Raw genomic sequence first — 25,813 nt, forward strand, 5'->3', positions numbered from 1 at the left:
GATTCCCGCTTTCGCGGGAATGACGGCGGAGGGGGAGCGGTTTTTCCGATTGGGTTTAAATGCAATCGAACAAATCCTGCTGCCCTTGTTCTTTGCTTACGCGCACGTCGGTTTCGCCGTCGGCGAAGATAATGTGCAGCTTCTGCCCCTGCTTCAAAACATCGGCGTTGCGGATGACTTGTCCGCGTGTGTTTTTGACGACGGAAAAGCCGCGCTCCAGAATGTGCTGCGGCGAAACGGCTTCGAGCAATGCTGCTTGGGCGGTCAGGCTTTGGCGGCGGTGGGTAAGCAGTTGGTGGAAGGCGTGCGACAGGGCCGTCTGAAGGCGGACGATGTTGTTTTTGCAAACGGAAACATCAGGACGGTAATGTTGCAGGGCTTGGGTTTGGCGTTCGAAACGGGCGGTGTGGGCACGGAGGTTTTGCTTCATCGAGTAAGACAGCGTTTGCGCCAGCTTGCCGATTGAAGCGCGCTGCTCATCAAGTTTTTGGCGCGGATGACGGATTTGCCGCGCAAGCCAGTCGAGTTTTTGGCTGGCATCGAAATAGCGTTGTTCCAAAACGGTTTTCAGACGGCCTTGCGCCTGAGCGAGACGATGTAGCGATTCTTGGCGGTTGGGGCTGACCAGCTCCGCCGCACCGGTCGGCGTGGGCGCGCGCACGTCGGCGACAAAATCGGCAAGCGTAAAATCGGTTTCGTGTCCCACGCCACTGACGACGGGAACCGTGCAGGCTTCGATTGCGCGCACGACCGGTTCTTCGTTAAACGCCCACAAGTCTTCAATGCTGCCGCCGCCGCGACAGACAATCAACACGTCGCATTCGGCGCGTTGCGAGGCGGTTTTAATCGCTTGGGCAATTTGTAACTCGCTGCCTGCGCCTTGAACAGGTGTCGGATAAACGATAACGGGAATTTCGGGCGCGCGGCGTTTCAAGGTGGTAACGACATCGCGCAATGCCGCCGCCGCCAAACTGGTTACGATGCCGATACATTGCGGTCGGGCAGGCAGAGGTTTTTTGCGTTCCGCCGCAAACGCGCCTTCCGCCTGCAACTGCGCCTTCAACCGCTCATAGGCTTCGTAAAGCTGCCCCAAACCTTTGAGCCGTACTTCGTTTACGGTAATTTGAAATTCGCCCCGCGCCTCGTAAATACTGATTTTTCCTGATACCTCGATATGATCGCCTTCTTTCAAAGGCTTCGCCAAACGCGCCGCCGCACCTTTGAACATCGCGCAACGCACCTGCGCGCGGCTGTCTTTAAGCGAGAAGTAATAATGTCCGCTGGCGGCGCGGGTCAGGTTGGACACTTCGCCGGCAATCCACAAACCGGCAAGGTGGTTTTCCAAAATACTTTTGGCAAATGCATTCAACTCGGAAACGGACAACACGTCAGAATGAAAAAAATCAGACATCGAATCAATCAAATAATAAAAAATATGAATATGTTTTGAAGCCCAAGGCGGCATCGGGCCGCCTAAATTGTCAACAATATTATAACACGCGCCATCTTGCCGCCCGCCTTTTCCCGTATGACTTTTTTAAGCGGGGAATGGGAAAAATATTCATCAACCCGCCCTCAATCTATTCAAATTACACCGCCGACAAGCTATGATGCGGATATTTTCGACAGGAGGAAAAATGGATACGCAGGCAGTTATCACACATATTGTCCGATGGTTGGACGAATACGCCGCCCGGGCAAATGCAAAAGGGTTTGTCGTGGGCGTTTCCGGCGGCATCGATTCCGCCGTCGTCTCCGCACTCGCCGCCCGCACCGGCCGCACCACGCTGCTTCTGGATATGCCGATACGCCAACACCCCGACCAGCTTGAGCGGGCAAGGCTGCACATCCGCAATCTGCAACGGCAATATGCCAATGTAAGCGCACAAACGGTCGATCTGACCGACACCTTCCAGACCTTTGAACAAACCGTCGGCGTTCATCAGACGGCATTTGACAATCAGCCGCTTTCCCTCGCCAACGCCAGAAGCCGCCTGCGTATGCTGACCCTGTACTACTACGGGCAGATACACGGACTACTGGTTACGGGGACAGGTAACAAAATTGAAGATTTCGGTGTAGGATTTTTTACCAAATACGGCGACGGCGGCGTGGACATCAGCCCGATTGCCGACCTGACCAAAACCCAGGTTTACCGGCTTGCCGAAGCATTGGGCGTGGACGAGGCGATTCAAAAAGCCCCGCCGACCGACGGCCTGTGGGATACGGAACGCACCGACGAAGAACAGATGGGCGCAAGCTATCCCGAACTGGAGTGGGCAATGGGCGTGTACGGCACGCGCAAACCCGAAGATTTTGAAGGGCGGCAGCGCGAAGTTCTGGAAATCTATACGCGGCTGCACCGCGCGATGCAGCACAAAATCAACCCGATTCCCGTGTGCCGCATTCCGCCCGAATTGCTGGGCTGAAACACGGAAATGCCGTCTGAAACGGAAAACCGTATTTCAGACGGCATGGAAATATCCGACTCCTATCCCTTAAGAATCGAGTACGCGGGCAAACAAAATATCGTTTTCCAAATGAATGTGGTCGTTCAAATCCTCCACCATTTCTTTCGCCAGCGCGTAAAGCCGCGTCCAGCTTCCGCAAGCCCCTTCTGGCGGTTGGAAATTGTCGGTCAGCTCTTTGAGCCGTGCGATGGCGCGGTCGTGTTCTTCGTGTTCGTGCATCATCACGCCGATGGGCATCGCCGCACCGCGTCCGACACCCTGATTAATCATCGGAAACAGCATCCGCTCCTCCTTCATCATATGCATCAGCAGTTCGTTCTGCATATAGGCAAGCAGCCCGGCAATTTCTGCCGGAAAGGTATCGGCATGGACTTGGGCCACTTTCTGCGCCAGCGGCACCAATTCTTCAAATTGTGCGCGGTGGACATTGTGGTAGCGTTGCAGGATATGATCGACGGTTGCACCAAAGGGGGCGGTCTCCCAAACGGAAAAATCAGTCATCGCAGTGTTCCTTTTACAGGGTTTCGGGTTTGGTTTTGAACATTCATACTTTAAGAATCAATTCAAACGGAGCATACACCGCCCGCGCGCTTCTGTACAGCCTCAAACGTATTCCTTACATTTTGATAATAAAAGTAATTTTCAGAAATAAAATACTGTCCGAACCGTTTTTTAGAATTTGCAAAGGCGATTGGGGCGGTACAGAAAAACTATTATCCCGCCCGCCCACTTGAAATTTTTATGCCCAAGCCCTATCCTGCACGCTATCGTGCCAATCCCAACCGAAAAGGAAAAATAATGAGCAGCGAATTAATTGTACACACCAGCGATGCCGCTTTTGAAAAAGACGTTTTAAATGCAGATATCCCCGTCCTGCTGGACTTTTGGGCTCCGTGGTGCGGCCCCTGCAAAATGATTGCCCCGATTTTGGACGACATTGCCGCCGAATTTGAAGGCCGTCTGAAAGTGGTCAAAATCAACATCGACGACAACGAAGCCACCCCGTCCCGTTTCGGCGTGCGCGGCATTCCGACCCTGATGGTGTTCAAAAACGGCGAAGTCGTCGCCACCAAAGTCGGCGCATTGGCAAAAGGTCAGCTGACCGCCTTTGTCGAAGCCTCTATCGCCTGATAAAGCGCAATCGAAAAAGCCGCCGGAAGATTCCGGCGGCTTTTTCGCACCCTTAAGATTTGTGGCGGATTTCCCAGCACCTATGGATTTTTTTGTTGCGGAAATCTTCGGGAACGGATTGTTTGGAAATGTCTTTGACGGCGTATTGTTCCGATACCAAGTCGTCTAAGACGAAGCTGCGCAGGTTGTTGGAAAAGTACAAAATGCCGTCTGAAGCGAGCAGCTTCACCGCGCCGTCAATCAGCTTTTTGTGATCGCGCTGAATGTCGAGGATGTCGGACATTTTCTTGCTGTTGGAAAAACTGGGCGGATCCATCACAATGAGGTCGAACTGCCTGCCTTCCCCATATGCCGTCTGAAGATATTGGAACACGTCGGCGCGGACGATTTTGTGCCGTTCCGTATCGATGCCGTTCAATTCAAAATTGCGTCTCGCCCAATCGAGATAAGTGTTCGACAAATCGACAGTTTCGCTGGATGCCGCGCCGCCGGTGGCGGCATAGACGGTGAAGCTGCCAGTGTAGGAAAACAGGTTTAAAAAACGTTTGCCCGCCGCCGTTTCGCCGACTTTTTTGCGCGTGTTTCGATGATCCAAAAAAAGCCCCGTATCCAAATACTTATCAAGGTTAACCCAAAACTTGCGGCCGTTTTCGGTGATGACGAAATCTTCGCCCGCCTTGCCGGTTTTCTCGTACTGCTGCAAACCTTTTTGGCGTTCGCGGCGTTTGAGGCGGATTTGTTCGGGCGCAAAACCGGTAACGAAGGCGACGGCTTCCAAGACTTCGGCAAGCCACGCTTCGTATTCTTCGGGCTGCATCAGCCAGCCGGTATCGTATTCCTGAAGGTGGATTTGGTCGCCGTAAACATCGACGGCGAAGGGGAATTGTGGGATGTCGCGGTCGTAAATGCGCCAGGCTTCGATGCCGTTGCGTTTCGCCCATTTCATAAGGTGTTTGATGTTTTTGCCCAAGCGGTTGGCAAACGGTGTGATGTCGGTCATTGGTTTCAGGCGGAATAAAGTGGAAAACGGCAATTTTACTGTAATTAACGCCCGATTGCTTGACCGTTTCGGGCAAACCCTATACCATCCACCGCTTATCTTGTCATACGAAGCCATCGCCTTCCAACCTAAACCGCCCTTACGGGCGCGTTTCTTCTGTTGCTTTGATTTTACAAAGCGTATCTGTGCAGGTTGCCGTCGATGTAAACCACAAGCAAGCCGCTTGCGACAACCCTGTAACTTCACATTCCCCGTATCGTTACCCTTCCCTGCTTCAGGCCGTCTGAACCTTTCGGACGCGGGCGTTGTTGTCTTCCAAGGATAGCCATGTCTATTAAATTTGCCGATTTGAACCTTGATAAAAACATCTTGTCCGCCGTCAGCAGCGAGGGTTACGAAAGCCCGACCCCGATTCAGGCGCAGGCGATTCCGTCCGCCTTGGAAGGTCGCGACATTATGGCTTCGGCGCAAACCGGCTCCGGCAAAACCGCCGCCTTTCTGTTACCGACTTTGCAAAAACTGACCAAACGCAGCGAAAAACCGGGCAAAGGCCCGCGTGCTTTGGTGTTGACCCCGACCCGCGAACTGGCGGCTCAAGTCGAGAAAAACGCGCTGGCGTATGCCAAAAATATGCGTTGGTTCCGCACCGTCAGCATCGTCGGCGGCGCGTCTTTCGGCTACCAAACCCGTGCCCTGAGCAAACCGGTCGATCTGATTGTCGCCACGCCGGGCCGTCTGATGGACCTGATGCAAAGCGGCAAAGTTGATTTTGAACGTTTGGAAGTGCTGATTTTGGACGAAGCCGACCGTATGTTGGATATGGGCTTTATCGACGACATCGAAACCATCGTGGAAGCAACGCCGAGCGACCGTCAGACTTTGTTGTTCTCCGCCACTTGGGACGGCGCGGTCGGCAAACTGGCGCGCAAACTGACCAAAGACCCTGAAATCATCGAAGTCGAACGCGTGGACGATCAAGGCAAAATCGAAGAACAACTGCTGTACTGCGACGATATGCGTCACAAAAACCGCCTGCTCGACCACATCCTGCGCGATGCCGACATCGACCAATGCGTGATTTTCACGTCCACCAAAGCGATGACCGAAGTCATCGCGGATGAATTGTACGAAAAAGGTTTCGCCGCCAACTGCCTGCACGGCGACATGCCGCAAGGCTGGCGCAACCGCACGCTGATGGATTTGCGCAAAGGCCGCTGCAAAATTTTGGTTGCCACCGACGTTGCCGCACGCGGTATCGACGTACCGACCATTACCCACGTTATCAACTACGACCTGCCGAAACAGGCGGAAGACTACGTTCACCGCATCGGCCGTACCGGTCGGGCAGGACGCACGGGTATTGCGATTACTTTTGCCGAAGTGAACGAATACGTCAAAGTCCACAAAATCGAAAAATACATCGGCCGCAAACTGCCCGAACTGACCATCGAAGGCATGGAACCGACACGCAAACGCAAACCGGCCGGCGGCAAACCGAAAGGCAAAGGCGGCTGGGGCGATCGTAAAGCCGGCGGCCAGCGCGGCGATCATAAACCGGGCAAAGAAGGCTTCGGCGGCAAAACGCGCGGCGAAGGTTTCAAGAAAGAAGGCTTTAAGAAAGACGGTTTCAAAAAAACCGGCGAAGGCTTCAAAGGCAAACGCAAAGCCGGCGATTCTTTTGCAGGCAAAAGCGAACGCCGTTACAAAGACCGCTAAGCCCCAACCTGCCTCATAAACCAATGCCGTCTGAAACCGATTTCGAGTTTCAGACGGCATTTTTGCAATGTTTCAACACCGCCCGGCTTTGATACCCAAAGGATTAATCTGCAATATAGTGGATTAACAAAAACCAGTACCGCGTTGCCTCGCCTTGGCTCAAAGAGAACGATTCTCTAAGGTGCTGAAGCACCAAGTGAGTCGGTTCCGTACCATCTGTACTGTCTGCGGCTTCGTCGCCTTGTCCTGATTTTTGTTAATCCACTATAAAACTCCTTTTCCGCTTTGGCAACGATTGAAAATTTCCGTAAATTCAAATATCTAGATTCCTTCCTGCACGGGAATGACACGGAAGGGTTTCAGATGCAGGGTGGGCATTCCTGCCCACCAAATCCCGCCCTTGCAACGGTGGGCAAGAATGCTCGCCCTACGGCTTGACTGTTCGATATGATGCCGTCTGAAAACCCAACGGCGGCATGACAATGCCGCCCTGCCAACGCACGTAAATCAGAATTGCCATCCCGACATCAAACGCTTGGAAACAAAATGCCGTCTGAAAATCAAACGGCAACATAACAATGTCCCTAACAAATGCAAAAATGCCGTCTGAAAGCTCTTCAGACGGCATTGGTGCGCCGGGTTTACCGCCTCCTGCCGAAACCGCGCATAGCGGGGCGGCGGTAATTGGCGGGCGGGCGCGTTGTCGGGCGGTAACGCTGCGCCTGCGCCGCCTGTTGTTTTGCACGGAGGCTGCGCGTGTTCAAATCCCTGCTGGTGCGCGCATTGGGATGTGCGGACTGATGGTAGGCGGCACGCGCGCGCCGGGCGACGGGACTGTCTTGGTTGCCTGCCCGTGTGAATTTGTTTGCCAGCGCGTTGCCGATAAACGCGCCCGCCGCCGCGCCGACCAGGCTTTGCAGCAGCCAGCTTCCTGTCGATTGGTCGTAAATATACTGCTGCCCGTCTTTACCGGTAACGGGTTGCCCGTTGTTGCCGTTTGCCTGTGCTTCGGCAGGAATGGTGTCTTTGACTGCTTCGGGAGTCAGTTGGTAAACCGTATCGTCTGCCTGCTGTGCGAGCTGCTGTTGCAGGGCTTCAATCTGTTTCTGCTGCTGTTCGAGCCGCGCCTGCGTGTCGTCTTGGCAGGCGGCGAGTGCGAATGTTGCGATAAGCGCGGAGGCGATGATTTTTTTCATGTGTGTCCTGTTTGGGTGGAAAATCGGTTTTATTGTATCGCCGTCGGGAATTTTGGCAAGCATTCTGCCGGCAAATCGTGATGTTTACAGGGGCAGGGTGTGCAATTTGCGGACAAATGCGAGGCTGTTGGCGACTGGGTTGCCTTTGTTTTCGACTTCGTGTTCGGTTTCTACGGTCAGCAGGCGGCGGTTTTTGTGTTTGTTCAGGCTCAATTCGGCTTGTGCGGGTGTGAAAAACAGGCGGTGTTTTTCGGCAAAGCGGCGGGCGCGGCTGTTGGCGGTTTTCAAAATCTGAAGCAGCGATACGTCCAGATGGAAGCGTCGCACGCCCAATACGAGAATCCGTGCGGCAAAAAAATCGGCGGCATCGGTAAACTCGGCGGGGCTGCTGCGGCTGAAGTCGTGCCGTTCGGCGGCTATCAGGGCGGCAACAGTGCGGATTTGCGGAATCATCGATTCGCTGATGAGTGTGTCGTCCCGCCCTGCATCGAGAAGCATGGGGGAAAAATCCCGTGCATCATCGACAATAATGCTGCAAATGTGCAGGGTTTCGTTTTGTGCGGCGGTTTGGGGCATTGCATTCATGGTCATTTTCCTGATTCTGTCGTGTGTTGCCGAATCGGGCGACCTGTGTGAAGGTAACAAAAAAGCCGCCCCATTTTCGAGCGGCCTGTTTTGCGTATGGGATGGATTTCAAGCAAGCGCAAAAAAGTACCGCACGTCTGTGTGGTACCAATAGCAATAAGCGGTTGTAAATTTTTTGCCTTGCATGATGAAATGCCGTCTGAAGATAAAAATATTGGGGAGATTCTAAATCAAAACGCTGCCGCGCCTCAAGCATTTTATCGAAATTTTTTTGATTTTTCATCTATCCGATTGAAAATATTTCGGTTTATTTTTACCGCTGCCCGATATTGTCGGCAATTTCCCTTTATCTGCTTTGAAAAACGGTGCATAATCCCGAGCAAAACCGCAATCAGGAGCAATTATGCAAAACTATCTGACCCCCAATTTCGCCTTTGCACCGATGATTCCCGAACGCGCTTCAGGCAGCCGCGTTTGGGATACGGAAGGGCGTGAATATATTGACTTTTCAGGCGGCATCGCCGTCAATGCGCTGGGACACTGCCACCCTGCCCTTGCCGATGCTTTAAACACGCAGATGCACAAGCTGTGGCACATTTCCAATATCTATACGACGCGTCCGGCGCAGGAATTGGCGCAAAAATTGGTGAAGAACAGTTTTGCCGACAAGGTTTTTTTCTGCAACTCGGGCGCGGAAGCGAATGAGGCGGCGTTGAAGCTGGCAAGGAAATATGCGCGCGACCGTTTCGGCGGAGGAAAAAGCGAAATCGTCGCCTGTATCAACAGTTTCCACGGACGCACGCTGTTTACCGTGTCCGTCGGCGGTCAGCCGAAATACAGCAAGGATTATGCACCCCTGCCGCAAGGCATTACGCACGTTCCGTTTAACGATATTGCCGCGCTGGAAGCTGCCGTCGGCGAACAGACCTGCGCGGTCATCATCGAGCCGATACAGGGCGAAAGCGGCATCCTGCCCGCCACTGCGGAATATTTGCAAACCGCGCGCCGTCTGTGCGACCGGCACAATGCGTTGTTGATTTTGGACGAAGTTCAAACCGGGATGGGGCATACGGGCAGGCTGTTTGCCTATGAACATTACGGCGTTGTTCCCGATATTTTGAGTTCGGCAAAAGCCTTGGGCTGCGGCTTTCCGATCGGCGCGATGCTGGCGACAGAAACGATTGCCGCCGCCTTCCAACCGGGCACGCATGGCTCGACTTTCGGCGGCAACCCGATGGCGTGTGCGGTCGGCAGCCGCGCCTTCGACATCATCAACGCGCCGGAAACCTTGCACAACGTCTGCAGTCAGGGGCAGAAACTTCAGACGGCATTGCGGTCTTTGGGAGAACAAACGGGCGTGTTTAAGCAAGTTCGCGGCATGGGGCTGCTGCTCGGCTGCGTGTTGGACGCGCCTTATCGCGGACGCGCATCCGAAATAACCGCCGCCGCCTTGAAACACGGCGTGATGATTTTGGTTGCGGGTGCGGACGTATTGCGTTTCGCGCCTTCGCTGCTGTTGGACGATGAGGATACGGCGGAAGGTTTGCGGCGTTTGGAACACGTGCTGACGGAATTTGCCGCCGCAAACCGCCCCTAGGCATCAAAAACAAAAAACCGCTTCGGAAACGTGGTTCAACGTTCCGAAGCGGTTTTGTTTGCCATCAGGACTCGAACACCAATTCCGGTTCCTTGCCCTCTTCGATGACTGCCTTACCGACCACCACTTTTTTCAAGCCTTGCAAATCGGGCAGGCGGTACATCGTATCCAACAGGCAGCGTTCGACGATGGAACGCAGGCCGCGCGCGCCGGTTTTGCGCTCCATTGCCTGACGCGCGATGGAACGCAATGCGCCTTCTTCAAACTCCAGTTCGACATTTTCCATACCGAACAAGGCTTGATACTGCTTGACCAAAGCATTTTTCGGCTCGGTCAAAATATTAATCAGCGCGTCCTCATCCAGTTCTTCTAACGTTGCAATCACAGGCAAACGTCCGATTAATTCCGGAATCAGACCGAATTTGATTAAATCTTCCGGTTCGACGATGCCGAACAGCTTGGTAATGTCGGCATTTTCGTCCTTGCTGTGAACGGACGCACCGAAACCGATACCGCCTTTTTCAGTACGCTGGCGGATGACTTTTTCCAAGCCTGCAAACGCGCCGCCGCAGATAAACAGGATGTTGGTGGTATCGACGTTGATAAATTCCTGATTCGGATGCTTGCGGCCGCCTTGGGGCGGAACGCTGGCCACCGTACCTTCAATCAGTTTCAGCAAGGCTTGCTGCACGCCTTCGCCGGACACGTCGCGCGTGATGGACGGATTGTCGCTTTTGCGTGAAATCTTATCGATTTCGTCGATATAGACGATGCCGCGTTGGGCTTTTTCGACATCGAAATCACATTTGCCCAAGAGTTTGGTGATGATTTGCTCGACATCTTCGCCGACATAACCTGCTTCGGTCAGCGTGGTTGCATCTGCCATCACGAACGGCACATCCAGTTTGCGCGCCAAAGATTGCGCCAGCAGGGTTTTACCCGATCCGGTCGGGCCGATAAGCAGGATGTTGGATTTCGACAATTCGACATTAGCTCCGGCTTTCGGGTGGCGCAGGCGTTTGTAATGGTTGTACACCGACACCGCCAAGGCTTTCTTGGCTTGTTCCTGACCGATAACGTGGTCGTTGAGGTTGGCGACGATTTCGGCGGGCGTGGGCAGCTTGCCGGGCTCTTCCGATGTCTGTCCGACACTTTCCGAAGACGTGCCGTCATTTCCGTCTTCATGCAATATTTCAATACAGTTTGAGACGCATTCGTCACAGATAAAGGCGTTTTCGCCCTCAATTAAATGTTTGACGTGTGATTTGGATTTTCCGCAAAAGGAACAGGTACGGTTTTCGTTGGACATAGCTTTCTTTACAATGTATGCGTTACAGAAACGGCACGCGCCGTTCGGGTTGCCAAGTATAATAACTATATCCGTTCTTATCAATGTATTACCTTAAAATCCCGCCGATTCGGCTATAATACGCCCTTTCGCAACCGCCCCGGCGGCAAAAATGCCGTCTGAAACCAAATCTGAAATCTGAGGATATTTATGAGAAAACCCCAACGCGGCTATGCCCGCCAAGACCGTGTCAAAGAACAAATTATGCGCGAGCTTGCCGAACTCGTCCGTACCGGACTGAAAGACCCGCGCGCCGGCTTCATTACCGTCAACGAAGTCGAAGTTACCCGCGATTACAGCCACGCCACCGTGTTCTACACCGTTTTGAACCAAGATGCGCGCGAAATTACGGAAGAAGTGCTGGAACACGCGCGCGGACACCTCCGCAGCGAATTGGCCAAACGCATCAAGCTGTTCAAAATCCCCGAGCTGCATTTCAAATACGACGAGTCCTTGGAACGCGGTATGAACCTGTCCGCCCTTATCGACCAAGTGGCGGCGGAAAAACCGGTTGAAGACTGACGGATATGCCCATGCCGTCCGAACATCGAACCATGAATACAGGCACACCCCAAAAACGTGCCGTCAACGGTGTTTTGCTCTTGGACAAACCCGAAGGCCTTTCCAGCAACACCGCGCTGCAAAAAGCGCGGCGTTTGTTTCATGCCGAAAAAGCCGGACATACCGGCGTGCTCGACCCTTTGGCAACTGGACTTTTGCCCGTCTGCTTCGGTGAAGCGACCAAGTTCGCCCAATACCTGCTGGATGCCGACAAAGCCTACACCGCCACGCTGAAACTCGGCGAAGCCAGCAGCACGGGCGATGCCGAAGGCGAAATCGTTGCCACCGCCCGCGCCGATATTTCCTTAGCCGAATTTCAGACGGCCTGCAAAGCATTAACGGGCGACATCCGCCAAGTGCCGCCAATGTTTTCCGCGCTCAAGCACGAAGGCAAACCGCTGTACGAATACGCCCGCAAAGGCATCGTCATCGAACGCAAAGCGCGCTACATTACCGTTTACGCCATCGATATTGCCGAATTTGACGCGCCCAAAGCCGTCATCGACGTACGTTGCAGCAAAGGCACCTACATCCGCACCCTCAGCGAAGACATCGCCAAACACATCGGCACGTTCGCCCACCTGACCGCCCTGCGCCGCACTGAAACCGCCGGCTTTACCATCGCCCAAAGCCACACGCTTGAGGCCTTGGCAAATTTGAACGAAACAGAACGCGACAGCTTGCTGCTACCCTGCGACGTATTGGTTTCACACTTTCCCCAAACCGTTTTAAACGATTATGCCGTCCATATGCTCCACTGCGGACAACGTCCGCGTTTCGAAGAAGACCTGCCTTCCGACACGCCGGTACGCGTTTACACGGAAAACGGCCGCTTTGTCGGTCTGGCGGAATATCAAAAAGAAATATGCCGTCTGAAAGCCTTGCGCCTGATGAACACGGCGGCATCCGCCGCCTGAACGGCGGTTAAAAATACGGGCTGTGTTTGAATAATGTGTTGATATAGTGGATTAAATTTAAACCAGTACGGCGTTGCCTCGCCTTGCCGTACTATTTGTACTGTCTGCGGCTTCGTCGCCTTGTCCTGATTTAAATTTAATCCACTATATTTCCGCAAAATTCCGACACACTCGGACACCCGCCCCGCTTATCGCAACTTTGCGAACGCCCCCGGAAACAGCAAAGACATCAAAGGATTGATTTTATTAGAATTTATTTGCAAAGCCATTTGCCGTTACACAAGAATGGCACATTAAAATGACTGATGAGGATTTATAACGATGAAGACAGACATTCAAACCGAATTAACCCAAGCCCTGCTATCACACGAAAAAGTATGGGCGAACGAAGAAAAAACCATTTTAGCCAAAAACATTCTGTTGGATTTGGTGGAAAAAACCGACCCGACCATTATCGGTTTGTTATTGAATAATGATGAGTTAAAACGCCATTTCTTTGTGGAAGTGAATGGTGTTTTGGTGTTTAAATTGCAGGATTTACGTTTTTTCTTGGACAAACACAGCGTCAATAATTCCTACACAAAATACGCCAACCGCATTGGTTTGACGGACGGCAACCGCTTTTTGAAAGACAATTCGGATATTGTGTTGGATTTTCCGTTTAAAGATTGCGTATTGAATGGCGGACAAAGCACCGAAGAAGGCGAAGAGATTTATTTTAAACGCAGTAATAGCCAGCCAGCCAGCCAACCAGCCAATTATACACTAAATTAACCCGAAAAAGACAAGAAATCTTTTTTAATCAAACGCTTGCTTTTGATGAAATCGATCGGCTTTTTGACGCAAAAGCATTCTCAAAATTCTCTCGCTATACCGCAGACGGCAAACAAGCGGTTGGCGAAATCAAACGTCATTCAGACGGCACACCCGCCGAAAATCTCATTATCAAAGGCAATAATCTGATAGCCCTACATTCGCTTGCCAAACAGTTTAAAGGCAAAGTGAAGTTGATTTATATTGATCCGCCTTATTATTTTGTTAAAAAGAAACAACAAGATAGTTTTGGTTATAACACTAACTTTAAATTATCTACTTGGCTTACATTTATGAAAAATCGTTTATCAATTGCCAAAGAATTATTAACTGATGATGGGATTATTGTTATTTCCATTGATGATGACGGAAATGCTTATTTAAAGATTTTGTTAGATGAAATTTTTGGATTTGAAAATTTTATCGGAAATTTACCCACTATTATGAATTTAAAAGGTAATAATGATGAATATGCTTTTGCAGGCACTCACGAATACACACTAGTCTTTGCTAAAAATAAAGATAAATCTACTTTTTATGAATTTCCAATAGATGAAGATAATTTTTTAGAGAAATGGGAAGAAGATGAAATTGGGTTTTATAAAAAAGGAGCTCCAATGCGAGCAACAGGAACCGAAGATAAAAGAGAAGATAGACCTGAAATGTTCTATCCTTTTTTGGTAAAAAATAACACAGTTAGTACAATTACAGATGAAGAATTTTCTCAAATCTATAATAAAGATTTAGAAGTATTCAATGATGATTTTATTCAAAAACTAAAAGAGAAATACGAAAATCTTGGATACAATTTTATTTTACCTATTGCTGATAAACAATGGGGGCGTTGGCGTTGGGGGTATTCAATAAAGAATAAGGCAAGGCTGCAGACGGATATTATTGTTAGCCAATCTAAAAATGGAATTTCCTTGTATAAAAAACAAAGACCTGAATTAGATGATTTACCTACAAAAAAACCTAAAACTATTTTTTATAAACCTGAATACAGTAGTGGTAATGGAACTGAACAGATGAAAAATCTTTTTGGTGAAAAGGCATTTAAAAATCCTAAACCAGAAGAACTTATCCAAGATTTTATTACCATCACAACCAACGAATCCGACATCGTCTTAGACCACCATCTTGGTAGTGGCACAACCGCCGCCGTTGCCCACAAAATGAACCGACAATATATCGGTATTGAACAAATGGATTATATTGAAACGCTTGCCGTTGAACGCTTGAAAAAAGTGATTGATGGCGAGCAAGGCGGTATTTCCAAAGCCGTGAATTGGCAAGGTGGTGGCGAGTTTGTTTATGCCGAACTTGCCCCATTTAACGAAACCGCAAAACAACAAATTTTGGCTTGCGAAGATTCAGACGGCATCAAAACGCTGTTTGAAGGTTTATGCGAACGCTATTTCTTGAAATACAACGTCAGCGTAAATGAATTTAGTCAAATCATTCAAGAGCCTGAATTTCAATCCTTGGCATTAGACGAACAAAAACAAATGGTGCTTGAAATGTTGGATTTAAATCAAATGTATGTTTCATTATCCGAAATGGATGATGAGCAATTTGCAGGTTGCTTAAATGATGACGATAAAGCGTTAAGCCGTGCGTTCTATCAAACGGAGAAAAAAGATGGCGAATAATAAAATGTTGTTTGAAGTGATTGAAAACCGCAAAGCTGTGTATTTGGAAGACGGCGATGATGAAAAATGCAGGCTGCCTGAATTTGTAGAACGCAATTTAAAATATCCGTTTTTTGAATGGCAAAAATCGGCTTTAGAAAACTTTGTGATTTTTGACCGCACTTCAAAATTAAAGGATTTTCCCGATATCAAAAACCGCCCTACCCATTTGCTGTTCAATATGGCAACAGGTGCAGGCAAAACGATGATGATGGCGGCGTTGATTTTGTATTATTTTGAAAAGGGTTATCGGCATTTTCTGTTTTTCGTCAATCAAAACAATATCGTAGATAAAACGGAAAATAATTTTATTGGCTCAACGCACGCAAAATTTTTATTTACCGAGAAGATTTTGCAAGGTGATACGGTAATTCCTATTCGCAAAGTGGAAATGTTTAGCCCACATTCAGACGGCATTGAAATTAAATTTACCAGCATTCAAAAACTATATAACGATATTCACACCGAACGGGAAAACCAAACCACATTGGCGGATTTGCATAAATTGAACCTTGTGATGCTGGGCGATGAAGCGCACCATTTAAACGCCCCAACTAAAAGCAAAAAACGCGATGCCGAAATTGAACACAAAGGCTGGGAGCATATGGTTTTGGAATTGTTACTCAATAAAAATGGCAATCCCAGCGAAAATGTGCTGTTGGAATTTACCGCCACGCCACCTGAAAAAGCTGACGTGCAACAAAAATACGCTGATAAAATCATCACAAAATTTGGTTTAAAAGAATTTTTGCAAAAAGGTTATACCAAAGAAATCAATTTGGTATCCAGTACACTGAGCAAGAAAGAGCGGGTGTTGCACGCTTTATTGTTTGCTTGGTATCGCCATCAAATCGCTTTGAAATATGGCATTGCCAATTTCAAACCTGTGATGTTGTTTAGAAGTAAGACGGTTGATGAATCAAAAGCGGATTATTTGGCATTTTTAAATTGGGTAGAAAATGTGCAAGTAGATGATTTTTCGTTTTTAAAGACATTTTCAACAAGTTTAAACGATAGCGATAACGCCAACGAACAAGGCAAAACCCGCACCGAACAAGCCCTAAAATTTATGCAGGACAATAAATTTGGGTTTGCACATTTAGCAAATTGGGTAAAACAAAATTATCAAAAACACAATATCATTATTACCAACTCCGAAAACAACAAAACCAAAACCGAAAAAACCGACAGCGAAACGGAAAAATTGCTAAACAATCTGGAAGCGGCTGATAATCCAATCCGTGCCATTTTTACGGTGGGTAGATTAACCGAAGGTTGGGACGTTTTAAATTTGTTTGATATTGTGCGTTTGTATGAAGGGCAAAACGGCGGCGGTTCAAATAAAAAATCATGCAAAACGGCAAATACAACGGTATCAGAAAAACAGTTGATTGGTCGAGGCGTGCGTTATTTTCCATTTGCGTTTGAAGGTAAACAGCCGAATAAACGCAAATTTGACAACGACATGCAACACGAATTGCGTATCTTGGAAGAATTGTTTTATTACGCGCACGATGAGCAATCCCGCTATATTTCAGAACTGAAAAATGAGTTGCGAAAAGACGGTTATTTGCCTGAAAAAGACGATGATAAGGTATTGGCAACATTTAAACTCAAATCTGAATTTGCCGCTAATAAGGATTTTAGAGAATTGTTAATTTGGGCGAATAAAAAAATCCCCAACCCAAACGCCAAAAGCAATAATGCAGACAGCCTAAAAGCCAATCCACAAACGCTTTCATTCCAAGTTCACGGTAATCAACTGTTGCAGGAAACGCAATTTACAGCCGATGAAAATGATGAAACAGCCCGACAAATCGGCACACAAAATAATTTTACTCAAACCATAAAAATGAGTGAAATGGAGCGGCACATTTTCAATAAAGCATTACATATCAAAGGGAAAAATAGTCAATCTTTATTCCATTTCAACCGTTTGCAAAGCAAGCTCGACATTCAAAATCGCAATGAATTGCAAAATAACTTGTTGAAAGACTGGCAAATTGAATTTTTAGGATTAGGGCAAGACAAACAGGTTCGCCTGGACGATAAACTTGCAGGCTGCCTGAAAATCTTGGAAATGGTTGAAAAACATCTGAATGAAAGTGATATGCCGTTTATCGGTACAAAAGAATTTACACCTAAAAAATTATGGGAAATTTTCGGCACGCCAAAACAAAAATGGGTCAAAAAAGATGATGTAAAAACGACTATTGCCACGCAAAATGATTGGTATGTGATGAATAATTTTGCCGGAACGGGTTTGGAAGAAGCGTTAATTCAATTTATTTCAGCGCGTTTGGGCGATTTGAAATCTAAATATGACGTTCATTTAATCCGTAATGAAGAAGTGTTTAAATTGAATAACTTTGCCGATGGTGAAGGATTTATGCCGGACTTTATTTTATTGCTGAAAGATAAACAAAAATCTTCTTCCAATGGTGTGAACGACTTTTTGCATTACCAAATTTTCATTGAGCCCAAAGGTGAGCATTTAGTGGAAACTGATGGATGGAAAGAAGAATTTTTAGAAGCCATCACTGTGGAATATGGGATGGATAAGATCCTGCAAAAAGATACACCGCATTATCGTTTGATCGGTTTACCGTTTTTTACTGATCATCAGAAAAATGGACAATTTACGGAGTCATTCCCTTTAGGTGCGGCATCGCTTGAAAAAATGAAGTAGTGCATTGCAGGCAACCCCGTTTGACAAAACTTCCTTTACAAAAGGGCGTTTTGTCAGATATTTAATCAACACATTATTAAAATACAGCCAAATTTTAATGCCGTCCGAACCCTGTGTTCAGACGGCATCGTATTTTTCAGTATCTAAACCGTTTCCCTGCCCCAATCTTTGCCTCTCAAAATCGAAGCATCGACATCTTGAATATCGCGGTGTCCCGTAAACGCCATAGATATATCCATTTCTTTATACAGGATTTCCAGCGCACGGGTTACGCCTTCTTCACCATACGCACCCAAACCATACAGAAACGCCCGACCTATCATTGTACCTTTCGCACCCAAAGCCCACGCCTTCAAAATATCCTGACCGCTGCGGATGCCGCTGTCCATCCAAACTTCGATGTCGCTGCCGACTGCACTAACGATGTCGGGCAAGGCTTTGATGGCGGACACGGTATCGTCGAGCTGGCGGCCGCCGTGGTTGGAAACGACCAATGCGTCCGCACCGCTTTTCGCTGCTTTTTCCGCATCTTCAGGTTCCATAATGCCTTTGATAATCAGCTTGCCACCCCACAAATCTTTAATGCGTGCAACGTCGTCCCAGCTCAGGCGCGGGTCGAATTGTTCGGAAGTCCATGAAGACAGCGAGGACAAATCGCCGACGTTTTTGGCGTGTCCAACGATATTGCGGAACGTGCGGCGTTCCGTGTTCAGCATTTTCATACACCATTCGGGCTTGGTCGCCAGATTGATTAAATTGGCGATGGTCGGTTTCGGCGGCGCGGACAGGCCGTTTTTGATGTCTTTGTGGCGTTGCCCCAAAACCTGCAAATCAGCGGTCAATACCAATGCCGAACATTTGGCATCCTTCGCGCGCTTAATCAGGTTTTCCATAAACTCGCGGTCGCGCATCACATAAAGCTGAAACCAAAATGGTGCGGAAGTGTTCTCGGCAACGTCTTCAATCGAGCAGATAGACATCGTGGACAGCGTAAACGGAATGCCGAACTTCTCCGCCGCCCGCGCCGCCAAGATTTCACCGTCGGCGTGTGCCATACCGGTAAAACCCGTCGGCGCAATCGCCACCGGCATTTTCACATCCTGCCCGATCATTTTGGTTTCCAGGCTTCGACCTTCCATATTGACCAATACCTTTTGTCGGAAGCGGATATCTTTAAAATCCGAAGTGTTTTCGCGGTAGGTAGTTTCCGTCCACGAACCCGAATCGATGTAATCGTAAAACATACGCGGCATTTTGCGCTTGGCAACGCGGCGCAAGTCTTCGATGCAGGTCATTTTGCTCAAATCACGTTTCATTTGTCGCCCCCTGAATACCTGAATAACTTTATATGAAATAGATAATGTATATCAATATTGATTATAAGGCAAATCATTTCAACATTTACTGCACCCGCCGCCGCTCCCACTTCAAGCGGCATAAGGTTTAGAATTCAAAAATAATATATTAAAATCAAAATATTAAAAATCAATCAATCTGCCGATTTAAACAGCCAATCGCGCAATCCGCCCCCATACTTGACTGAAACACTCAGATATTGGACAATTCCGCCCACTATAAAAAAAGCCGACACGGGCAACCACCACCATGAGACTGACCACCAAAGGGCGTTTCGCCGTTACCGCTATGCTGGATTTGGCGATGAACGCGCAAACCGGCGCCGTCAAACTCAGTGCCATCAGCGAACGCCAAAACATATCCCTCTCCTATCTCGAGCAATTGTTCGGCAAACTCCGCCGCGCCGGACTTGTTGAAAGCCTGCGCGGGCCCGGCGGCGGCTACATCCTCGCCGCACCGGCGGCACGCATCAACATCGCCCAAATCATCGCCGCCGCCGAAGACCGGCTGGACGCAACCCAATGCGGCAGCAAAGCCAACTGCCACCACGGCGCGCCCTGCCTGACGCACGATCTTTGGGAGAATTTAAACAAAACCATCAACGACTACCTCGGCAGCGTTACCCTGCAAAGCATCATCGAACAGAAAAACAACGGCGACGGCAGCCGCGTCGTCCAATTTACACACATCCATTAAATAACACCCGAAAAAGAAAGAGCAAACCATGACCGTCAAAACCCCCGTTTACCTCGACTACGCCGCCACCACCCCCGTTGACAAACGCGTTGCCGAAAAAATGATTCCCTATCTGACCGAAACCTTCGGCAACCCAGCCTCCAACAGCCACAGCTTCGGCTGGGAAGCAGAAGAAGCTGTAGAAAAAGCACGTGCAGACATTGCCGCCCTGATTAACGCCGACTCTAAAGAAATCGTTTTCACCAGCGGCGCAACCGAGTCCAACAACCTCGCTATCAAAGGCGCGGCGCACTTCTACAAATCTAAAGGTAATCACCTCATCACTGTAAAAACCGAACACAAAGCCGTACTCGACACCATGCGCGAACTCGAACGCCAAGGTTACGAAGTAACTTATCTGGACGTACAAGAAAACGGTTTGGTTGATTTAGACGTACTGAAAGCCGCCATCCGCGAAGACACCATCCTCGTTTCCGTAATGTGGGTAAACAACGAAATCGGCGTGGTTCAAGATATTCCTGCCATCGGCGAAATCTGCCGCGAACGCAAAATCATTTTCCACGTTGACGCAGCACAAGCATGCGGCAAAGTGCCTGTTGATGTTGAAGCCGCAAAAGTTGATTTGCTGTCTATGTCCGGCCACAAAGTATACGGCCCTAAAGGCATCGGCGCCCTGTATGTACGCCGTAAACCACGTGTCCGCCTCGAAGCCCAAATGCACGGCGGCGGTCACGAACGCGGCTTCCGCAGCGGCACATTGCCGACCCACCAAATCGTCGGTATGGGCGAAGCCTTCCGCATCGCCAAAGAAGAACTCGAACAAGATATGGCGCACTACCGCAAACTGCGCGACATCTTCCTCAAAGGCATCGAAGGCATCGAAGAAGTCTATGTCAACGGCGACCTCGAACACCGCGCCCCGAACAACCTGAACGTCAGCTTCAACTTCGTCGAAGGCGAAAGCCTGATTATGGCGGTGAAAGAACTCGCCGTATCCAGCGGCTCCGCCTGTACTTCTGCCAGTCTCGAACCCAGCTACGTCCTGCGCGCGCTCGGCCGCAACGATGAACTGGCGCACTCATCCCTGCGCATCACCTTCGGTCGCATGACCACCGAAGAAGAAGTGCAATTCGCCGCCGAACTGATTAAATCCAAAATCGGCAAACTGCGCGAACTGTCGCCGCTGTGGGAAATGTTCAAAGACGGGATTGATTTGAACTCGATTGAATGGGCAGCGCATTAAAGCGTACCAACATGCCGTCCGAACCTTTAGACGGCATTCCAAAAACAAAGCAATCAAGAGAAAATATGAACGAACAAGATTTAGATTTGGACAATCTCGACAACCTGCTTGAAGATTTTGACGGCGTTACCGTGGAAGGCGGCGTCGATTCGGAAAACGACGACGGCTGTGAAGGCGGCGCGTGCAAAATCTAACTCAGGCCGTCTGAAAACCGGCAAACAAACCACTTAAATCATCAAAACATTAAGGAAACCACATCATGGCATACAGCGATAAAGTAATCGACCACTACGAAAATCCCCGCAACGTCGGTACTTTCGACAAAAACGACGAATCTGTCGGCACCGGCATGGTCGGCGCACCGGCCTGCGGCGACGTGATGCGCCTGCAAATCAAAGTGAACGATGAAGGCATCATCGAAGATGCGAAATTCAAAACTTACGGCTGCGGTTCCGCCATCGCTTCGTCCAGCCTGATTACCGAGTGGGTCAAAGGCAAAAGCCTGGATGACGCGCTGGCAATCAAAAACAGCGAAATCGCCGAAGAGTTGGAATTGCCGCCGGTAAAAATCCACTGCTCCATCTTGGCTGAAGATGCGGTAAAAGCGGCCGTTGCCGACTACCGCAAACGTCAGGAAAACAGATAAAGCCCTTCAGACGGCATCGTCCCGCAATGCCGTCCGAACCACCCGCCGCTTCAGGTCCGTCCGGGGCGGTACAACAAGGAAGAAATATGATTACCCTTACCGAGAATGCCGCAAAACACATCAATGACTATCTCGCCAAACGCGGCAAAGGCTTGGGCGTACGCTTGGGTGTGAAAACCAGCGGCTGCTCGGGGATGGCGTACAACCTTGAATTTGTCGATGAAGCCGACGGCGACGACCTGATTTTCGAAGGACACGGCGCACGCATTTATATCGACCCGAAAAGCCTGGTTTATCTGGACGGCACACAAGTCGATTACACCAAAGAAGGTTTGCAGGAAGGTTTCAAATTTGAAAACCCCAATGTCAAAGACTCCTGCGGCTGCGGCGAAAGCTTCCATGTTTAAGACATAAAAATGGCGGGACCGTATCAAAACCGTCCCGCCATTTTTTCGCTTCCTGCCTGTTGTAGCTGCCTTTGCCTTTCCTTTTCCGTTCCACCTTGTGCCGGAACAAATCGGATTTCACTAAGGCTTTTAAAGCATTGTCGCGTATTTTGCCTTTATTGTGCTGCACTTTGCCGCCCATATTCAGTCCTTTCGTTTAAGAAGCTGCAGATTATAAGGCAAAAACAGTTTTCTGCCAAAATCTTACATTTATCATCCTACTATGTCCCAATATTTCACCCTCTTCCGGATTGAACCCGCTTTCGATATCGACACCGAAAACTTGGAACAAACCTACCGCGCCTTGGCCGCCCGTTTCCATCCCGATAAATTCGCTTCAGCTTCCGCCTTTGAGCAAAAGCAGGCAGTGATGATGTCTTCCACCATCAACGATGCCTACCGCACCTTGAAAAACCCCATCGACCGCGCCGCCTACCTGCTGAAAAAATCGGGCATCGATGCCGACGCGCCGGAGCATACCGCTTTCGCCCCCGAATTCCTTATGCAGCAAATGGAATGGCGCGAAACGCTGATGGAGGCACGGGCAGGCAACGACCTTGAATCCTTGAAAAATCTCGACAACGAAATCCGCGACGAACAAGAAAAACTGCTCTGCGGTCTGAAACAGTCGTTTGCCCGACAAGATTACGACACAGCCGCACAACAAGTCCGCCAAGGCAGGTTTCTCGACAAACTCCGCAACGAAATTTCCTCGGCATTATAATCCGCACCGTGTTTCAGACGGCGTAACCGCCGCACCGTTCCGCGTCAAAATATGCTAAAATAAGCAACAATTTTTTGCCATACGAAACATTGAAACCATGACCGACGCAACCATCCGCCACGACCACAAATTCGCCCTCGAAACCCTGCCGGTAAGCCTTGAAGACGAAATGCGCAAAAGCTATCTCGACTACGCCATGAGCGTCATTGTCGGGCGCGCGCTGCCGGACGTTCGCGACGGTCTCAAGCCGGTACACCGCCGCGTACTGTACGCGATGCACGAATTGAAAAACAACTGGAATGCCGCCTACAAAAAATCGGCGCGCATTGTCGGCGACGTCATCGGTAAATACCACCCCCACGGCGATACCGCCGTATACGACACCATCGTCCGTATGGCGCAAAATTTCGCTATGCGTTATGTGCTGATAGACGGACAGGGCAACTTCGGATCGGTGGACGGGCTTGCCGCCGCAGCCATGCGCTACACCGAAATCCGCATGGCGAAAATTTCCCACGAAATGCTGGCAGACATTGAGGAAGAAACCGTCAATTTCGGCCCGAACTACGACGGTAGCGAACACGAGCCGCTTGTACTGCCGACCCGTTTCCCCACACTGCTCGTCAACGGCTCGTCCGGCATCGCCGTCGGCATGGCGACCAATATCCCGCCGCACAACCTTTCCGATACCGTCAATGCCTGCCTGCGCCTGCTCGATGCACCCGACACCGAAATCGACGAACTGATCGACATTATCCAAGCCCCCGACTTCCCGACCGGGGCAACCATCTACGGCTTGAGCGGCGTGCGCGAAGGCTATAAAACAGGCCGCGGCCGCGTCGTTATGCGCGGTAAGACCCATATCGAACCCATAGGCAGAAACGGCGAACGCGAAGCCATCGTTATCGACGAAATCCCCTATCAGGTCAACAAAGCCAAGCTGGTCGAGAAAATCGGCGATTTGGTTCGGGAAAAAACACTGGAAGGCATTTCCGAGCTCCGCGACGAATCCGACAAATCCGGTATGCGCGTCGTTATCGAGCTGAAACGCAACGAAAATGCCGAAGTCGTCTTAAACCAACTCTACAAACTGACTCCGCTGCAAGACAGTTTCGGCATCAATATGGTGGTTTTGGTCGACGGACAACCGCGCCTGTTGAACCTGAAACAGATTCTCTCCGAATTCCTGCGCCACCGCCGCGAAGTCGTTACCCGACGTACGCTTTTCCGGCTGAAGAAGGCACGCCATGAAGGGCATATCGCCGAAGGCAAAGCGGTCGCACTGTCCAATATCGATGAAATCATCCGGCTTATCAAAGAATCGCCCAACGCGGTCGAGGCCAAAGACAAACTGCTTGCGCACCCTTGGCGCAGCAGCCTCGTTGAAGAAATGCTGACGCGTTCCGGTCTGGATTTGGAAATGATGCGTCCGGAAGGATTGGCTGCAAACATCGGCTTGAAAGAGCAAGGTTATTACCTGAGCGAGATTCAGGCAGATGCTATTTTACGCATGAGCCTGCGAAACCTGACCGGCCTCGATCAAGAAGAAATTGTCGAAAGCTACAAAAACCTGATGGGTAAAATCATCGACTTTGTGGACATCCTCTCCAAACCCGAACGCATTACCCAAATCATCCGCGACGAACTGGAAGAAATCAAAACCAACTATGGCGACGAACGCCGCAGCGAAATCAACCCGTTCGGCGGCGACATTGCCGATGAAGACCTGATTCCGCAACGCGAAATGGTCGTTACCCTGACACATGGCGGCTATATCAAAACCCAGCCGACCACCGACTATCAGGCGCAGCGTCGCGGCGGGCGCGGCAAACAGGCGGCTGCCACCAAAGACGAAGACTTTATCGAAACCCTGTTTGTTGCCAACACGCATGATTATTTGATGTGCTTTACCAATTTGGGCAAGTGTCATTGGATTAAGGTTTACAAACTGCCCGAAGGCGGACGCAACAGCCGCGGCCGTCCGATTAACAACGTCATCCAGTTGGAAGAAGGCGAAAAAGTCAGCGCGATTCTGGCAGTACGCGAGTTCCCCGAAGACCAATACGTCTTCTTCGCCACCGCGCAGGGAATGGTGAAAAAAGTCCAACTTTCCGCCTTTAAAAACGTCCGCGCCCAAGGCATTAAAGCCATCGCGCTCAAAGAAGGCGACTACCTCGTCGGCGCTGCGCAAACAGGCGGTGCGGACGACATCATGCTGTTCTCCAACTTAGGTAAAGCCATCCGCTTCAACGAATACTGGGAAAAATCCGGCAACGACGAAGCGGAAGATGCCGACATCGAAACCGAAATTTCAGACGGCATCGAAGATGAAACCGCCGACAGCGAAAACGCACTGCCGAGCGGCAAACACGGTGTTCGCCCGTCCGGTCGCGGCAGCGGCGGTTTGCGCGGTATGCGCCTGCCTGCCGACGGCAAAATCGTCAGCCTGATTACCTTCGCCCCTGAAACCGAAGAAAGCGGTTTGCAAGTTTTAACCGCCACCGCCAACGGATACGGAAAACGCACCCCGATTGCCGATTACAGCCGCAAAAACAAAGGCGGGCAAGGCAATATTGCCATTAACACCGGCGAGCGAAACGGCGATTTGGTCGCCGCAACCTTGGTCGGCGAAACCGACGATTTGATGCTGATTACCAGCGGCGGCGTACTTATCCGCACCAAAGTCGAACAAATCCGCGAAACCGGCCGCGCCGCAGCAGGCGTGAAACTGATTAACTTGGACGAAGGCGAAACCTTGGTATCGCTGGAACGTGTTGCCGAAGACGAATCCGAACTCTCCGACGCTTCTGTAATTTCCAATGTAACCGAACCGGAAGTCGAGAACTGAAAATCATCTCCCGATGCCGTCTGAAGATTCAGACGGCATTTATTTTATCCCTCATCCGTCATCCAGCTTCTCACAATATAGCGGATTATAGTCAATTAAAAACAAGGGGCTGTCCTAGATAACTAGGGAAATTCAAATT

The 25,813-nt window shown here is 49.9% G+C and carries 25 protein-coding genes and 1 pseudogene; 16 read left to right on the forward strand and 10 right to left on the reverse strand.

Going from position 1 to position 25,813, the window contains the following annotated elements:
- Positions 1 to 55: 55 nt before the first annotated feature.
- A complete protein-coding gene (gene xseA, locus HMPREF2959_RS01965; RefSeq protein WP_002243602.1) occupies positions 56 to 1,411 on the reverse strand; it encodes an exodeoxyribonuclease VII large subunit in 1,356 nt (451 codons plus the stop codon).
- A 196-nt stretch (positions 1,412 to 1,607) separates the two neighbouring features.
- On the opposite strand from xseA, the gene nadE reads away from it, so the two are divergent.
- A complete protein-coding gene (gene nadE, locus HMPREF2959_RS01970; RefSeq protein ID WP_002229591.1) occupies positions 1,608 to 2,429 on the forward strand; it encodes an NAD(+) synthase in 822 nt (273 codons plus the stop codon).
- 69 nt (positions 2,430 to 2,498) lie between these two features.
- On the opposite strand, the gene dnrN is transcribed toward nadE, so the two are convergent.
- Positions 2,499 to 2,972, reverse strand: coding sequence for an iron-sulfur cluster repair protein DnrN (gene dnrN, locus HMPREF2959_RS01975; RefSeq protein WP_002226289.1), 474 nt, complete (start codon positions 2,970 to 2,972; stop codon positions 2,499 to 2,501).
- Positions 2,973 to 3,269: 297 nt separating this feature from the next.
- Between dnrN and trxA the strand changes: the two genes are divergently transcribed.
- Entirely contained in the window at positions 3,270 to 3,602 is a 333-nt protein-coding gene (gene trxA, locus HMPREF2959_RS01980) for a thioredoxin TrxA (protein WP_002213213.1), read from the forward strand.
- 52 nt (positions 3,603 to 3,654) lie between these two features.
- On the opposite strand, the gene HMPREF2959_RS01985 is transcribed toward trxA, so the two are convergent.
- On the reverse strand, positions 3,655 to 4,602 hold the full coding sequence (locus HMPREF2959_RS01985) for a class I SAM-dependent methyltransferase (protein WP_002235892.1): 948 nt from the start codon (positions 4,600 to 4,602) through the stop codon (positions 3,655 to 3,657).
- A 327-nt stretch (positions 4,603 to 4,929) separates the two neighbouring features.
- On the opposite strand from HMPREF2959_RS01985, the gene HMPREF2959_RS01990 reads away from it, so the two are divergent.
- Positions 4,930 to 6,318 (forward strand): DEAD/DEAH box helicase, encoded by a 1,389-nt coding sequence (locus HMPREF2959_RS01990; protein WP_002235893.1) that lies wholly within the window; start codon positions 4,930 to 4,932, stop codon positions 6,316 to 6,318.
- Between the two features lie 427 nt (positions 6,319 to 6,745).
- Here the strand turns inward: HMPREF2959_RS01990 and HMPREF2959_RS01995 are convergent, their stop codons facing one another.
- The 3 genes from HMPREF2959_RS01995 to HMPREF2959_RS02005 form a co-directional block, all read right to left on the reverse strand.
- Positions 6,746 to 6,946: a hypothetical protein gene (locus HMPREF2959_RS01995; protein ID WP_009348581.1), complete on the reverse strand. Its 201-nt coding sequence runs from the start codon at positions 6,944 to 6,946 to the stop codon at positions 6,746 to 6,748.
- Between the two features lie 13 nt (positions 6,947 to 6,959).
- The gene (locus tag HMPREF2959_RS02000) at positions 6,960 to 7,514 is read right to left on the reverse strand and encodes a hypothetical protein (protein WP_002216993.1); all 555 of its coding nucleotides are present in this window, start codon (positions 7,512 to 7,514) and stop codon (positions 6,960 to 6,962) included.
- Positions 7,515 to 7,598: 84 nt separating this feature from the next.
- Complete coding sequence (locus tag HMPREF2959_RS02005) at positions 7,599 to 8,099, reverse strand: hypothetical protein (RefSeq protein ID WP_002229590.1); 501 nt, start codon at positions 8,097 to 8,099, stop codon at positions 7,599 to 7,601.
- A 403-nt stretch (positions 8,100 to 8,502) separates the two neighbouring features.
- Between HMPREF2959_RS02005 and HMPREF2959_RS02015 the strand changes: the two genes are divergently transcribed.
- The gene (locus HMPREF2959_RS02015; RefSeq protein WP_002229579.1) at positions 8,503 to 9,696 is read left to right on the forward strand and encodes an acetylornithine/succinyldiaminopimelate transaminase; all 1,194 of its coding nucleotides are present in this window, start codon (positions 8,503 to 8,505) and stop codon (positions 9,694 to 9,696) included.
- Positions 9,697 to 9,760: 64 nt separating this feature from the next.
- Here HMPREF2959_RS02015 and clpX read toward each other — a convergent pair whose 3' ends face one another.
- Positions 9,761 to 11,005, reverse strand: a complete 1,245-nt coding sequence (gene clpX / locus HMPREF2959_RS02020) for an ATP-dependent Clp protease ATP-binding subunit ClpX (protein ID WP_002243603.1) — start codon at positions 11,003 to 11,005, stop codon at positions 9,761 to 9,763.
- A 189-nt stretch (positions 11,006 to 11,194) separates the two neighbouring features.
- On the opposite strand from clpX, the gene rbfA reads away from it, so the two are divergent.
- Positions 11,195 to 11,566, forward strand: a complete 372-nt coding sequence (gene rbfA / locus HMPREF2959_RS02025) for a 30S ribosome-binding factor RbfA (RefSeq protein ID WP_002232635.1) — start codon at positions 11,195 to 11,197, stop codon at positions 11,564 to 11,566.
- 32 nt (positions 11,567 to 11,598) lie between these two features.
- Positions 11,599 to 12,522 carry a tRNA pseudouridine(55) synthase TruB gene (gene truB / locus HMPREF2959_RS02030; RefSeq protein ID WP_002239161.1) on the forward strand — a complete coding sequence of 308 codons (924 nt, stop codon included), beginning with the start codon at positions 11,599 to 11,601 and terminating at the stop codon, positions 12,520 to 12,522.
- A 41-nt stretch (positions 12,523 to 12,563) separates the two neighbouring features.
- On the opposite strand, the pseudogene HMPREF2959_RS12715 reads toward truB, so the two are convergent.
- Positions 12,564 to 12,674, reverse strand: a pseudogene (locus HMPREF2959_RS12715) (IS5/IS1182 family transposase); the annotation flags it as partial.
- 169 nt (positions 12,675 to 12,843) lie between these two features.
- On the opposite strand from HMPREF2959_RS12715, the gene HMPREF2959_RS02035 reads away from it, so the two are divergent.
- From HMPREF2959_RS02035 to HMPREF2959_RS02045, 3 genes are all read left to right on the forward strand, one after another.
- Positions 12,844 to 13,296: a site-specific DNA-methyltransferase gene (locus tag HMPREF2959_RS02035; RefSeq protein ID WP_002255920.1), complete on the forward strand. Its 453-nt coding sequence runs from the start codon at positions 12,844 to 12,846 to the stop codon at positions 13,294 to 13,296.
- Positions 13,297 to 13,529: 233 nt separating this feature from the next.
- Positions 13,530 to 14,987 carry a site-specific DNA-methyltransferase gene (locus HMPREF2959_RS02040; RefSeq protein WP_070696314.1) on the forward strand — a complete coding sequence of 486 codons (1,458 nt, stop codon included), beginning with the start codon at positions 13,530 to 13,532 and terminating at the stop codon, positions 14,985 to 14,987.
- Complete coding sequence (locus HMPREF2959_RS02045) at positions 14,977 to 17,715, forward strand: DEAD/DEAH box helicase family protein (RefSeq protein ID WP_002238026.1); 2,739 nt, start codon at positions 14,977 to 14,979, stop codon at positions 17,713 to 17,715. The genes HMPREF2959_RS02040 and HMPREF2959_RS02045 overlap by 11 nt, the downstream gene beginning before the upstream one ends.
- A 143-nt stretch (positions 17,716 to 17,858) precedes the next feature.
- On the opposite strand, the gene HMPREF2959_RS02050 is transcribed toward HMPREF2959_RS02045, so the two are convergent.
- A complete protein-coding gene (locus HMPREF2959_RS02050; RefSeq protein WP_002213180.1) occupies positions 17,859 to 19,031 on the reverse strand; it encodes an alpha-hydroxy acid oxidase in 1,173 nt (390 codons plus the stop codon).
- A 289-nt stretch (positions 19,032 to 19,320) separates the two neighbouring features.
- On the opposite strand from HMPREF2959_RS02050, the gene iscR reads away from it, so the two are divergent.
- The 5 genes from iscR to iscA all read left to right on the forward strand — a co-directional run bounded on the left by iscR (position 19,321) and on the right by iscA (position 22,063).
- Entirely contained in the window at positions 19,321 to 19,767 is a 447-nt protein-coding gene (iscR, locus tag HMPREF2959_RS02055) for a Fe-S cluster assembly transcriptional regulator IscR (protein WP_002213178.1), read from the forward strand.
- 28 nt (positions 19,768 to 19,795) lie between these two features.
- Entirely contained in the window at positions 19,796 to 21,010 is a 1,215-nt protein-coding gene (locus HMPREF2959_RS02060; RefSeq protein WP_002229580.1) for an IscS subfamily cysteine desulfurase, read from the forward strand.
- A 65-nt stretch (positions 21,011 to 21,075) separates the two neighbouring features.
- On the forward strand, positions 21,076 to 21,204 hold the full coding sequence (locus tag HMPREF2959_RS13375; RefSeq protein WP_002234986.1) for a hypothetical protein: 129 nt from the start codon (positions 21,076 to 21,078) through the stop codon (positions 21,202 to 21,204).
- A gap of 65 nt (positions 21,205 to 21,269) precedes the next feature.
- Positions 21,270 to 21,656 (forward strand): Fe-S cluster assembly scaffold IscU, encoded by a 387-nt coding sequence (gene iscU / locus HMPREF2959_RS02070; protein ID WP_002213175.1) that lies wholly within the window; start codon positions 21,270 to 21,272, stop codon positions 21,654 to 21,656.
- An 86-nt stretch (positions 21,657 to 21,742) separates the two neighbouring features.
- On the forward strand, positions 21,743 to 22,063 hold the full coding sequence (gene iscA, locus HMPREF2959_RS02075) for an iron-sulfur cluster assembly protein IscA (protein ID WP_002216984.1): 321 nt from the start codon (positions 21,743 to 21,745) through the stop codon (positions 22,061 to 22,063).
- On the opposite strand, the gene HMPREF2959_RS02080 is transcribed toward iscA, so the two are convergent.
- Complete coding sequence (locus tag HMPREF2959_RS02080; RefSeq protein ID WP_002222321.1) at positions 22,023 to 22,244, reverse strand: alternative ribosome-rescue factor A; 222 nt, start codon at positions 22,242 to 22,244, stop codon at positions 22,023 to 22,025. The genes iscA and HMPREF2959_RS02080 overlap by 41 nt on opposite strands.
- Before the next feature lie 81 nt (positions 22,245 to 22,325).
- Here HMPREF2959_RS02080 and hscB point away from each other — a divergent pair, with 81 nt between their 5' ends.
- Positions 22,326 to 22,826, forward strand: coding sequence for a Fe-S protein assembly co-chaperone HscB (gene hscB, locus HMPREF2959_RS02085; protein ID WP_002243605.1), 501 nt, complete (start codon positions 22,326 to 22,328; stop codon positions 22,824 to 22,826).
- Positions 22,827 to 22,923: 97 nt separating this feature from the next.
- On the forward strand, positions 22,924 to 25,674 hold the full coding sequence (gyrA, locus tag HMPREF2959_RS02090) for a DNA gyrase subunit A (protein WP_002243606.1): 2,751 nt from the start codon (positions 22,924 to 22,926) through the stop codon (positions 25,672 to 25,674).
- The last annotated feature ends 139 nt before the right edge of the window (positions 25,675 to 25,813 follow it).

This window comes from Neisseria sp. HMSC070F02, assembly GCF_001814225.1.
Lineage (GTDB): Bacteria > Pseudomonadota > Gammaproteobacteria > Burkholderiales > Neisseriaceae > Neisseria > Neisseria meningitidis.